This window comes from Paenibacillus ihumii (assembly GCF_001403875.1).
Lineage (GTDB): Bacteria > Bacillota > Bacilli > Paenibacillales > Paenibacillaceae > Fontibacillus > Fontibacillus ihumii.
Window position 1 is genome coordinate 1 of record NZ_LN884296.1, and the last position, 12,015, is coordinate 12,015.

Sequence of the window (12,015 nt, forward strand, 5' to 3'; positions counted from 1 at the left end):
GATAGGCCTGATGTGGAAGTGCAGCAATGTATGGAGCTGACAGGTACTAATCGGTCGAGGGCTTATCCAAAAATACCCCAATAGTGGGGGCTAACACGCAAATGAAGTTTCGTATCCAGTTTTCAGGTGATCAAACATCTGAATATGTTTGGTGGCAATGGCGGAGGGGTTCCACGCGTACCCATCTCGAACACGACCGTTAAGCCCTCCAGCGCCGATGGTACTTGGACCGCAGGGTCCTGGGAGAGTAGGACGTCGCCAAGCGAAGAACCACTGCCGATCATCCGGTGGTGGTTTTTATTTTTATAACGCCATGTCATGAGGCATCTGAATCTGTTCAGATGTTTTTTTATTGCCATTTTTAGCTGTAATCATAAGGTTAAAAAATTGTTAGATCCCGCCCGGAAAGAAAACAACATTGTAAGGGGATTTGTAAACCGTTGCTGCCTAAATTCTACTACAATAAGTAATGCACGATTCTTGAGGAGGGAAATTGGATGATGAAGCAAAGCAAATTTTGGATAGCTTCTATGCTGTCAGCAAGTCTGCTGTTCACAGGCTCCGTGATATCCGGGGCTGAATTAGCTCAAGCGGCAAAAGCTAGTTCTAACGTAAATGCGGGGCCGCCAATCGTAGTATTGAAATCAAATGGAATGATCACGCAAAAGCAGGGATTGTATATAAATGGACAGACCTGGGTGCCTGTCACGTTCATGCGGGATATTCTTAATTTACCACTGGAGTATGATGCAGAGAGTAAGGTCTACAGTCTTGGTCAGGGCCATAGAACCGTGCATCTGAGCGTCTCGCCAGATCGGATCGGAATCGATGTGAACGGTTATTATTTGCACCATATGGAAGGAAAAATGGTTAACGGACATCTGTTCGTGCCTTTTGCGCTGGTTAGAGATTATCTAGGCTATCAAGGGGATTGGTATGCTCCTACGAAAAGATTGAATGTGATGAAATCCAAAGAAAACATACTGCAAATCGAGACTTTGACCACTGAACAGCCGTCAAAGGAGGCGATCATTCGCCTTCAATATCCGCAAATCAGCGATTCGGGTAATCCGGCAGCCGAACAGGCTATTAATGAAGCGTTAAAGCGGACAATACAGGAGTTTGAAGCATCTATAGAGAAGCAGCTGCAGGACAGAGATGACGCGTCAGAGCCTCCATACGAATATGAGAGTCATTATATTATAACCCATAATACTGACGGGATTCTAAGCTTAATCCTACAGAAATATGAATATACGGGCGGCGCACATGGAATGACAGTTCAAAAGGGATATACGTTCTCGCTTCAGGATGGCCATACTTTGACGCTGGATGATCTTTTCGGGACGAATAGGGAATATAAGAAATTGCTTAATGGGGAGCTAGCAGCGAAACTGGAGGCCCTGCCGGATTATATGGGAGGCTTTGCAGGAGTTGGCCAAGATACGGAATTTTATGTTCAGCGTGATAAACTGAAGATTTTTTTCCAATTGTATGAATATACTCCTTATGCCTCGGGGATGCCGGAGTTTTCAATCCCTTTCAGTACGCTGCTGCCGACGGAAACCAGCCCTTTGAGGTAAATAAACAGTCCCGGCTTATAGAAAAACGGATAACGGATATTCTCTGATAGCAACTAAGGAGAATTATCCGTTTTTTCATGATCTCTTTGAAGGACGAGCTATTCTCGTTCATTTGAATGTAACCTTTTTGTTACCGACATGGGGTAGACTGGCGTTATAATGAGAATGGTAGTTTATCTCCTAGGAAATTTAGCCTATCTTTTCAATAATATTGTGGAATATTTGCTAATATTAACCAAGTGAGATAGTATGTTAGGTCAGGTAAGGAGGAATAATACATGCGGCTAAGAGGAAAGGGATATTCCTTATGCTTCATGGGGTTGGTCTGGATGATGCTGATTATCATCACAGGCTGTGCATCTTCCACACCTTCTTGGACGAAATTTGAGGGCTCAGCAGTTGAGAAGAGCTTTCCTGTTCCCAAGGAAGCGAGTATTACGGAAACCGCTCTTAATAATTCCCGAATGGATTATGTTCATTATTCGTTATCAGGAATTACTGAATCCAATAGCGTGCCTGAAGAATATCAGCAAGCGATCAATGAATGGGGCTGGACGGAGCAGGAAGACCAGAATTCGGGAACGACGCGCGTATATAAGAAAGATAAAGTTATCGTCCAACTAACAATTCATGATAATTCCTTTACTGTGCTGGTACCGAAGCAGGATAAGAAGACTGTAATACAGGGACTGGAAGGCAGTCCGTAACTCCAATTGGGGATGAAGCGTAAGGATATGAAGAGGCGTTGACTATCGCCTGTTTCCTGCAGTAAGGCAGGAAACAGGTTTTTTAGCATGGAATCAAGCGCACTTCTCTAGAGAGAAGGTCTAATCATAATTAATAATGTATGGCTGCAAGAGAAGAGGTAAGAGGTCCCTTTAAGGCATGTAGTAGGAAATGTCTTCTTCGTTGAACTTGATCATGCCGTCTTTTGGCTGTTTTTTGAAGCTGAATAGTGGAAACAGCCGCGGAGTTATGCTCCAGGCGTGCCAGAAGAACAAGGAAAATACAAAAGACATCGGAGACCAAGGAACCATAACGGCGATAATAGCCAATCCAATCCAAGAAGTATGAATTTGAACGCGTCGATATACCGAATAGGCAACGTACTGATCCGGCATATAACCAATCCAAGGCAAACGTCGGGTGAAGCGCCAGCGTTTGCGATAAGTGCTATGCAGAATGACAAGTACGGATCGGGCAATTACATATTGAATCCATAGCGCAACCGGAATAGCCAGCAGAAAGAAGAAGATGCTCGTCCAAGTGAACAGGACGATTGCAGCCGCTAACCAGAGGATTGGAAGCGTCAGCAGGCTATAGATCAGGGTTTTGGGAATTACCAATTTCTTTAGAAGCCGGTAATGGTAAAATGTTGCGTTCGTGCCGGGTTCAGCGGGCATCGATCCATTCAACCCTCCTTGGAAAAAGTAAGATGATAAGCCTTTTCATACGGGCATGCTCTTACTAATATATCGGCAGAAAAAAAGAATATTTTATGTTTGTTCCGTACAAACACCATTGCGGCGGGCATCGCATATACATATATAGTAAGTAATGTACTATGAAAGGGTTTAAAATAATAGAACATGTGTCATACTGATAGTAAAATGAACAAGGTGGGATTGCGGATGGATGATCATGCGCATCATACATGCATCATATGCGGCGAGCATAAATTGGAAGGAATTCATATCGTGTCCGAGTTCATATGCGATGCTTGTGAAGCGGAAATGATTCACACGGACGTTCAGGAAGAGAAATATCACTTCTTCATTCATCGAATGAAGCAGATATGGGTGCAAAAGAATGCGTAGTATTCGTAGTTAAGGACCTGCTTGCGGCGTGTAGCGGGTCCTTTTGTGTGTTGCCCTGAACTGGAGAGTAACGTTAAAATGAAGTGATGCACTATTTTTAAGGCATTGGAAGATATAAAATACGAAGTGAGAGCTTAGTTATATCTGCAAAACAAGCTGTGTTCATTGTCGGGATCGCCGTTGATTGCTGATCGCAAGCTGTATATTAAATTTTAATTTTATTGGAAAAGTATTATGTAAATTGAAGCTTCTCTTTGACGGGGCAGGATTTGTTCTGTTGTAGAACATTGCAAAAAAGTTAATTCGGAAGGAACAGATATTTATGTCTGAGGGTGTGAAGCATGGTGCTCCTTTATACGAGGCCTTGCTTCGGTACAAGAAGGCGAAGCATGCTTCTTTTCATGTGCCGGGTCATAAGAATGGTCAAGCCTATAGAAACAGCAGCAGCGGCCTTGCAGAGGAGCTGACCCGGGTCATGGAGATCGACGTGACGGAAATTACCGGGACGGACGATCTTCATCATCCGGAGGGCGTGATCAAGGAGGCGCAGCAGCGGGCGGCCTCCTTCTTCGGAGCGGAGGAGACGTATTTTCTTGTCGGCGGCAGTACGGCCGGCAACCTGGCGCTGATCCTGAGCGTGTGCACCGCTCCAGGCGACGTGCTGCTTGTGCAGCGCAATGTGCATAAATCCGTCATTCACGGATTAATGCTCGCGCAAGCACAAGCGGTGTTCCTTGCGCCGCAGCTGCACGGCGCAAGCGGGCTCGCCACCATCCCGTCCGCGGAGACGGTGCGTGAGGCCCTGCGCCGGTATCCCGGCGCGAAAGGGCTGCTCGTCACGCACCCGAACTACTACGGGATGGGCGCATCGCTGGCAGAGCTGGCGGAGCTCTGCCACGCCAACGGCGTGCCGTTGCTCGTCGACGAGGCGCACGGCGCCCACTACGGGCTGCACCCGGCCCTGCCGGTGTCCGCATTAGCCCAAGGCGCCGATGGCGTCGTTCAGTCGACGCACAAGATGCTCTCCGTCCTCACCATGGGCGCGATGCTGCATGTGCAGGGCCGCCTGCTCAACCGCGGCCTGCTGCGTCAGCGGCTCGCGATGGTGCAGAGCTCCAGCCCCTCTTATCCGATCATGGCGTCGCTCGATTTGAGCCGGCATATGCTGGAGGAGCAGGGCCATTCCGCTTTCAATAAGGGTCTGGCTGCGGCGGAATGGCTTCGCCAGGAGATTCACTCCGCTTTGCCGCGCTTTGGGATTCTGCAGACGGGCGCCAGCGGAGAAGATGCTGCATATACTACACAAGATCCGTTCAAACTTGTACTTTATGATGCTGCTGGCGGCTGGAGCGGCTACGAGCTGCAGGCGAAGCTGGAGGCGGCAGGCTGCATACCGGAAATGAGCGATGAACGGTTCGTGGTGCTGGCGTTAAGTCTGGGAACGACGGAGGAGGATGCTCAACGCCTCTACCATGCGTTAAAGAGCATGGCAGATGATGCAGGAAGCAGAGTTGCAACCGGGATACTGATTGGGGATGCTCTGGACGGCAGTATGATCCGCAGATCTGGCCCAGAGGAGTTGGAGCTTGGGTGCGGAGCGCAGCAAGAGCGGATGACAGGGTGCAAAATAATAGGGCAAAAAACGGAGCGCCAAGTTAATCAAGAGCGCAAAACAGATTGTCCGGCAGATTACAGTCTGGAGCATCAGAAACAGTACAAGGCAGAATCTAAGGCACAGCAAAAGCAAGATCACAAGATGAAGCACAAGCAAGAGCCAAAGATGCAGCATAACCAAGAGCAGAAGGATGACGGGCCGCCAGCTTCGGCGTCAATTTCCACGTGGAACATTAAGGCCGCCATGGGAGACAAGGTATCCCGTCCGGTTCCCTTCTCTATGTACCCGCGATCTCAGGAAGAGATGGAAGCGGTGAGCGTAGAGGCTAGTCAGGGCCGAGTCGCAGCGGAAATGATCATTCCTTATCCGCCGGGTATTCCTCTGCTCTATCCGGGTGAGGCTATCTCGGAGAGGGCGATGAATCGCTTGAAGGATCTGCGGCGATCTGGAGCGAAGTGTCAAGGCGCCGCAGATTCGCAGTTGAATACCATTCTGGTCTATAAGCATCTCCATAAAGAGCAAACAGAAGGCGGGAATACCGATGAAGAGTAGAGGATTGTTTATAACGCTGGAGGGCGGGGAAGGCTCAGGCAAGACGACGATGCTGCAGCTGCTAAGCTCCATGCTGGAGGAGCAGGGCAATGCATGTCTGACAACGAGAGAGCCCGGCGGAATCGTCATCGCGGAGAAAATTCGCGAGGTGATCCTCGCGCCGGAGCATACGGCGATGGATGCCCGAACTGAGGCGCTGCTCTATGCGGCCGCCCGGCGGCAGCATTTGACGGAGAAGGTGGAGCCTGCGCTGGAGGCGGGAACCATCGTGCTGTGTGACCGTTTTATCGACAGCAGCATTGCCTACCAGGGCCATGCAAGGGGGCTTGGCATAGAGGAGGTGCTGTCGATCAACAGCTTTGCGACGAATGGTCGTTTTCCCGATCTGACATTCTTTATGGATATTGAACCGGAAGCGGGACTGAAAAGGATCGCATCGGGAGCAGGGCGCGAGGTTAACAGGCTAGATATGGAGAGCCTGGAATTCCATTATAAAGTCAGGGAAGGCTACCGGATCGCCGCGCAAATGTACCCGGAGAGAATTATTACGATTGATGCTTCAAGAACGCTGGAAGAGGTCAGCGAGGAAGTGAAGAGTTATCTTTTCGCAGCTTTAAAGGAATTTGCCGTATGATTGTCAAATATAGTTGTATTCGGTTTCGTAAAGCCGGATACGAACCAGAAATGTGATATTCTAAATACGAGGAGGGGCTGCAATGAAACTGATCATTGCGATTATCCAAGACAAAGACAGCAATCGTCTTTCCAGTGCGCTCGTGAAAGAGAATTACCGGGCGACGAAGCTAGCAAGTACCGGCGGATTTTTGCGGGCAGGGAATACGACGTTTATGATCGGGGTTGACGACAATCAGGTGGAATCCGTATTAAATGTCATCCGCAGCAGTTGCAAAGTCCGTGAGCAGCTTGTCACGCCAGTGACGCCGATGAGCGGAACGACCGATTCGTATTTGCCGCTGCCGGTTGAGGTACAGGTTGGTGGGGCGACTGTTTTCGTTCTGCCGGTAGACCGTTTCGAACATTTCTAGATTTGAAATAAATGAAGATAGGCTGTGAAAGCAATGAAGATAGATCCAGGGTTCAGACCGCTGAACAGTGGGCTAGGAGTCAATGATAATGCCGCTAAGCCGATACAATCCAAAACATTCTCCGACGTCATGCAGCAGCAGGGGGAGCGCGCCTCCCAGGAGGAATTGAATCGCCGTTTCAAAGAAATCCAGCTGCAGGGTGATCGACTGGCGCGTTCCATGACGATTCGCGAGCTGAAGGCCTACCGTCTTCTCGTTAAGAAGTTTATGGAGGAAACGGTACGGCGCGGTGTAGGCATGAAGGAATCCCGGGGCTGGGATCGCCGCGGGCGGGGCAAGCGCTATAAGCTGCTGGATGAGATCGATGCAGCTTTGCTGGAGATGGCCGACGAGCTGCTGGAGACGGAGCAGGGAAAAATCGAGCTGCTGCAAAAGATCGGTGAGATCAGAGGCATGCTGATTAATCTCTGTTTTTAAAAGGTTATTCAAAAGCCTCTTCTGATCACGAAGCATCGCTAAAGACGTGACTCAGACTCTACATCAAATCTTGCCTCACCTTTCGAAAGAGCATATTACTGTCGCAGCCTACTTCCGTCTAACATTTCAGGTGCTGATGTAGGATTTATGGCTTCGGCTTCTTGCAGCCTGAGGGCTTTTTTCACAAACGCTTCAAAAGGTTAGGGCAAGCTGCTGATTAGCTGACGTTAGAACTTGGGATTAGCTAATTTTATGAACTTGTATTTTAAACTCGCACTATACTCTATAAGGAATGGGAATTGCAAATGTCATTTAAGCAAATACTGGGGCAGGAAGCGGCGAAGAAGCTGCTGCAAAGCGGGCTGCGCCGCAATCAGATCTCGCATGCTTATATATTTAGCGGGCCCCCGGGAAGCGGACAGAAGGAAATGGCGATGGCGTTCGTCCAGGCATTGTTCTGTACGGAGGACGGGGACGATGCATGCGGCGAATGTCTGGAATGCCGCAAAGTGCTGCATGGCAATCACCCGGATCTTCATTATATCGCCCCGGAGGGCTCAACCATCAAGATTGATCAAATCCGCGATTTACAGCGGATTTTCTCATATCGCTCGGAAGGCGGAAATCCGAAGGCTTACATTATTGACGAGTCGGAGAAAATGACGGTTCAGGCTGCAAACAGCCTGCTGAAGTTTCTAGAGGAGCCGCCATCCCCGGCCGTGGCCATTCTGCTGTCGGATAATGGACGTGCCCTGCTGCCGACTATTCAATCGCGGGCGCAGTGGGTGCCCTTTACCCCGCTTGATCCGGAACAAATGCTCCAGGTTTTGTCCAATGAGGGATTTTCGCCCACCTTGGCGAGATGCGCCGTTCATTTGGCGGCAGGATTGGGCCCGTGCCGTGAGCTGCTGCAGCAGAATTGGTTTGCAGAAATTAGAAACGTAGTGTTACAATTAGGGAAGGAATCCGCAGGACGTGGCGGGACCCCTTTAATTACAGCGCAGCAGGCTATTTTCAAGGCAGGCCTTGGTGATCATTTGGACATGTTGTTTAATCTTTTCCATTTGTGGTTTAAGGACATGCTCCATGCGCTCTACCATAGACATGACCGGATCGTTTTCATAGATGAGCTGGATTTTATTAACAGGCATGCTTCCAGCCGCAGCCAGGAGCATTGGATACAGGCGATGGCTCTGGCAGCGGAGAGCAGGAAGAAGCTGAGACAGAACATGAATGGCCAGCTCTGCGTCGAGCAGTTTTTGATTGGTGTGGAGGGATAACCATAGAGAGATAAATACCTTGTCATCCTAACGCCAGAAATTGCAGTAAACTTTCTCCCATGCAATAACAAGGGATTTATTTGGAAGGTCACATATTTATTAGTGCCAGTGCTAGACGAGGGGGTAAGTTTTTGTATACTGTAGTAGGTGTCCGCTTCAAGAAAGCGGGCAAGATATATTACTTCGATCCTCTGGATCTTCCGGTCGAGAAGGAACAGAGCGTCATCGTCGAGACGGCGCGCGGGATCGAATACGGTAAGGTTGTCGTCGGGAAGAAGCAGGTTGGAGAAACGGACGTCGTCCTTCCTCTCAAGAAGGTGATCCGGATCGCCGACGATGCTGACGCCCGTGTGGTGGAAGAGAACAAGCTTGCGGCAAAGAACGCTTTTGCCACTTGTTTAAATAAAATCAGAGATCATGATCTCAAAATGAAGCTGGTTGACGTCGAGTTTACGTTTGACCGCAATAAGATCATTTTTTATTTCACGGCCGAAGGACGGGTTGATTTTCGCGAACTCGTCAAGGATTTGGCCAGCATCTTCCGTACCCGGATAGAGCTTCGCCAGATCGGGGTCCGGGATGAGGCCAAAATGCTCGGCGGGATCGGCCCTTGCGGACGCATACTTTGCTGCTCATCCTGGCTGGGCGACTTCGAGCCTGTATCGATCAAGATGGCCAAGGACCAGAGCTTGTCGCTGAACCCGACGAAGATTTCGGGGCTCTGCGGAAGGCTGATGTGCTGCTTGAAATTCGAGCATGATAACTACGAGAGCGTGAAGGAAGAGCTGCCGTCGGTAGGCAAGCTGGTCATTACTTCGCTCGGTGAAGGGAAAGTCGTGGGGCTGAATGCGGGATCGCGTTTGGTTCATGTGCAATTATTCGAAATAGGTAAGGTCAAGGAACTTCCTTTAGATGATGTTGTCGTTAAATAATGAGTTTTTCATGAAAGACTTTAGAGATGACTCTGGGGTGGGAACTTGGAGAATAAAGATATTTTTACGCATATGCAGGCGCTGGATGCACAAATGGGAACCGTTCACGGCGAATTGAGCAAGCTGATGCTTGAGGTCAAGAAGCTGGTGGAGGAGAACCAGCAGCTTCGACTGGAGAATGAACAATTACGCAAAATATTAAAGCGGGAGTCCGCCGAAGGACGCCTTCCGTCTTCATCTTCAGAACAGATCGAGTCCGCATTGCCGGAGGGCAAGGAAGCACAGGAAGCGATCGATATCGTCGGAGAAGGCTATGATAACCTCGCACGTCTGTACCACGAGGGATTCCACATTTGTAACGTGTATTACGGACATTTACGAACGGAAGGCGATTGCTTGTTCTGTTTGTCTTTTCTGAATAAATAAACAAAGCCGTAGGAGCTTCCTACGGTTTTTTTTCAATAGAAGATAAAGAGCAGTGAAAATTCATGCAACCTAAAGAAAGGCGCGTATTCGATGACGATGGGCCAATTGCCAATAGAAGTACCTTTATATGGAAGTGAAAGGCTGGATGATTTGCTGACGCATCAATTGCGGATCATTCAGAGTGACGAGGTGTTCAGCTTCTCCATGGACGCCGTGCTGCTGGCGCGGTTTGCTGCGGTGCCCAAGCGGGGCAGAATTATAGATCTATGCACGGGCAATGGCGTTATTCCGCTGCTGCTGTCAACGCGTACGGAAGCGCAAATCGAGGGCATTGAAATCCAGCCCCGGCTAGCAGACATGGCACGCCGTAGCGTCCAGCTGAATACCCTCCAGGATCGGATCCTCATAAGGGAGGGCGATCTGCGGGAGCTTGTGCAGGAGACGGGGCACGGGGCTTATGATGCCTTGACCGTGAACCCGCCTTATATGCCACTGACCGGCGGGGATTTGAAGCTGAATCCGCATCAGGCGATTGCCCGGCATGAGATTCACTGCACGCTGGAGGAGGTCATCAGCTCCTCGATGAGGCTGCTCCGAACCGGGGGCAAGCTGTCGATGGTGCACAAGCCTCAGCGGTTAGGTGAAATTATAACGCTTCTGCGCCAGTATCGGCTAGAGCCGAAGGTCATTCGCTTCGTTCATCCGCGGGCAGGTATGGAAGCTAATATGGTGCTTATTGAAGCGCTGCGGGACGGGAAGCCGGATGTCCGCGTGCTGCCGCCGCTTATCGTATATGAGGAGAACGGGGAATACTGCAGAGAAATATACGAAATATACTACGGATCAAATGAGGGAAAATCATGAGTGTGAAGGTACAAAAAAGCTTCGCGGGGCAGGGTGAGCCCGCCAATTGCGGGAAGCTCTACCTGGTGGCTACGCCGATTGGCAACCTGGAGGATATGACTTACCGAGCGGTGCGTATCCTGCGGGAAGCAGACATTATCGCCGCCGAGGACACCCGGCAGACAAGAAAGCTGCTGTCCCATTTCGAGATTACGCCGGGCAAGCTGCTGAGCTACCATGAGCATAACCGGTTGGCCAGCGGGCCAGAGCTTATACGCTTTATAATAGAAGGAAAAAATTTGGCGCTTGTCAGCGATGCAGGTCTGCCGGCCATATCGGATCCCGGGAGCGACCTGGTGAAGCTGGCGATTGAAGCCGGAATTTCTGTTGTCCCTGTGCCGGGGGCAACTGCGGCACTGTCCGCCTTAATCGTCTCCGGATTGCCTACGGACCATTTTAAATTTATCGGGTTCCTTCCCCGGGAGCAGCGGGAGCGGGAAGAAATTCTGCAAAAGCAGCTGGAGGAGCAGAGCACGCTGCTGCTGTACGAATCCCCGCATCGCCTGATCAAGACTCTGGAGTCGATGCTCAGCGTCCTGGGTGACCGGAGAGTCGTCTTGGCCCGGGAGCTTACCAAACGATTCGAGGAGATGGCCCGGGGGACGATTCAGGAATGCCTGGAATGGCTGGAGGAGCATCCGCCGATGGGGGAATACTGCATTGTGCTGGAAGGCGCTGATCCTAAGCAGCTTGAAGAGAAGCGGAATGCCTGGTGGCAGCCGCTGTCGATTCAGGAGCATGTCGCGCACTACGAAGCGGAGGGGTTGGCCCGAAAGGAGGCGATGAAGAAGGCGGCTCTGGATCGCGGAGTATCCAAGAGAGATATTTATCAGTCTTTGCTATGACGAGCAGGAGTGAAGCGCAGGGGGCTGCTTGACGGTGTTTTAGAGCCTGTGGATAAGGCATGAAATAGGGGCGCTCAAAAAAAAGGGAGCCTTCATTCGGCCGGGTTCAAGCCGAAGAAGGCACCAAGGAGATATGAAAAAGGTTAGAATTAACAGATTCAGTAAGTCTATTATATACTATAATTCTTAATTTGTCACAGGTGTTGGAATTTCCGTGAGGCATTCATGGCAAACAATTTTGCCTTTGAAGTAAGTTACGTTCTCAGCATTGCCGCAGAAGATGCAGGCAGGCTCGTATTTTTTAAGCATGATACGCTCGCCGTCTACATAAATTTCAAGCGCATCCTTTTCCCCGATTCCAAGCGTACGGCGCAATTCGATAGGAATAACGACACGGCCCAGCTCGTCTACTTTTCTAACAATACCTGTTGATTTCATCATGACTGATGATACCCCTCTCGCAAAATTTTAAAATAAATTTGTTAAAGCGTCATAATTCGACAAACTTCTATCTTTTATGATAATTATAATACCAACGT

Annotated in this window: 14 protein-coding genes and 1 rRNA gene; 13 read left to right on the forward strand and 2 right to left on the reverse strand. The window is 49.8% G+C overall.

What is annotated here, in order from left to right:
* Positions 1-147 precede the first annotated feature (147 nt).
* The 3 genes from rrf to BN2762_RS01915 all read left to right on the forward strand — a co-directional run bounded on the left by rrf (position 148) and on the right by BN2762_RS01915 (position 2,290).
* A 5S ribosomal RNA gene (gene rrf / locus BN2762_RS01905) occupies positions 148-264 on the forward strand.
* 233 nt (positions 265-497) lie between these two features.
* Positions 498-1,583 (forward strand): DUF3298 and DUF4163 domain-containing protein, encoded by a 1,086-nt coding sequence (locus tag BN2762_RS01910; protein WP_055105367.1) that lies wholly within the window; start codon positions 498-500, stop codon positions 1,581-1,583.
* A gap of 278 nt (positions 1,584-1,861) precedes the next feature.
* Positions 1,862-2,290: a hypothetical protein gene (locus BN2762_RS01915; RefSeq protein WP_055105368.1), complete on the forward strand. Its 429-nt coding sequence runs from the start codon at positions 1,862-1,864 to the stop codon at positions 2,288-2,290.
* A gap of 171 nt (positions 2,291-2,461) precedes the next feature.
* Here the strand turns inward: BN2762_RS01915 and BN2762_RS01920 are convergent, their stop codons facing one another.
* Positions 2,462-2,986: a hypothetical protein gene (locus BN2762_RS01920; protein ID WP_055105369.1), complete on the reverse strand. Its 525-nt coding sequence runs from the start codon at positions 2,984-2,986 to the stop codon at positions 2,462-2,464.
* Between the two features lie 228 nt (positions 2,987-3,214).
* On the opposite strand from BN2762_RS01920, the gene BN2762_RS01925 reads away from it, so the two are divergent.
* From BN2762_RS01925 to rsmI, 10 genes are all read left to right on the forward strand, one after another.
* Entirely contained in the window at positions 3,215-3,400 is a 186-nt protein-coding gene (locus BN2762_RS01925; RefSeq protein ID WP_055105370.1) for a sigma factor G inhibitor Gin, read from the forward strand.
* Positions 3,401-3,722: 322 nt separating this feature from the next.
* Positions 3,723-5,567: an aminotransferase class I/II-fold pyridoxal phosphate-dependent enzyme gene (locus BN2762_RS01930; RefSeq protein WP_055105371.1), complete on the forward strand. Its 1,845-nt coding sequence runs from the start codon at positions 3,723-3,725 to the stop codon at positions 5,565-5,567.
* Positions 5,557-6,201 (forward strand): dTMP kinase, encoded by a 645-nt coding sequence (gene tmk, locus BN2762_RS01935; protein ID WP_055105372.1) that lies wholly within the window; start codon positions 5,557-5,559, stop codon positions 6,199-6,201. Before BN2762_RS01930 ends, tmk begins: the two co-directional genes overlap by 11 nt.
* 82 nt (positions 6,202-6,283) lie before the next feature.
* Complete coding sequence (locus tag BN2762_RS01940) at positions 6,284-6,613, forward strand: cyclic-di-AMP receptor (protein WP_019640047.1); 330 nt, start codon at positions 6,284-6,286, stop codon at positions 6,611-6,613.
* Positions 6,614-6,646: 33 nt separating this feature from the next.
* Positions 6,647-7,090: a YaaR family protein gene (locus BN2762_RS01945; RefSeq protein ID WP_055105511.1), complete on the forward strand. Its 444-nt coding sequence runs from the start codon at positions 6,647-6,649 to the stop codon at positions 7,088-7,090.
* Positions 7,091-7,395: 305 nt separating this feature from the next.
* Positions 7,396-8,370, forward strand: coding sequence for a DNA polymerase III subunit delta' (gene holB, locus BN2762_RS01950; protein ID WP_055105373.1), 975 nt, complete (start codon positions 7,396-7,398; stop codon positions 8,368-8,370).
* 131 nt (positions 8,371-8,501) lie between these two features.
* Positions 8,502-9,302 (forward strand): PSP1 domain-containing protein, encoded by an 801-nt coding sequence (locus BN2762_RS01955; RefSeq protein ID WP_055105374.1) that lies wholly within the window; start codon positions 8,502-8,504, stop codon positions 9,300-9,302.
* A gap of 45 nt (positions 9,303-9,347) precedes the next feature.
* Positions 9,348-9,728: an initiation-control protein YabA gene (locus BN2762_RS01960; RefSeq protein ID WP_055105375.1), complete on the forward strand. Its 381-nt coding sequence runs from the start codon at positions 9,348-9,350 to the stop codon at positions 9,726-9,728.
* Positions 9,729-9,824: 96 nt separating this feature from the next.
* Positions 9,825-10,592 (forward strand): tRNA1(Val) (adenine(37)-N6)-methyltransferase, encoded by a 768-nt coding sequence (locus BN2762_RS01965; RefSeq protein WP_055105512.1) that lies wholly within the window; start codon positions 9,825-9,827, stop codon positions 10,590-10,592.
* Positions 10,589-11,476 (forward strand): 16S rRNA (cytidine(1402)-2'-O)-methyltransferase, encoded by an 888-nt coding sequence (gene rsmI / locus BN2762_RS01970; RefSeq protein WP_055105376.1) that lies wholly within the window; start codon positions 10,589-10,591, stop codon positions 11,474-11,476. Before BN2762_RS01965 ends, rsmI begins: the two co-directional genes overlap by 4 nt.
* 186 nt (positions 11,477-11,662) lie before the next feature.
* Here the strand turns inward: rsmI and BN2762_RS01975 are convergent, their stop codons facing one another.
* Positions 11,663-11,917 carry an AbrB/MazE/SpoVT family DNA-binding domain-containing protein gene (locus BN2762_RS01975; RefSeq protein WP_019640040.1) on the reverse strand — a complete coding sequence of 85 codons (255 nt, stop codon included), beginning with the start codon at positions 11,915-11,917 and terminating at the stop codon, positions 11,663-11,665.
* Positions 11,918-12,015: the final 98 nt, after the last annotated feature.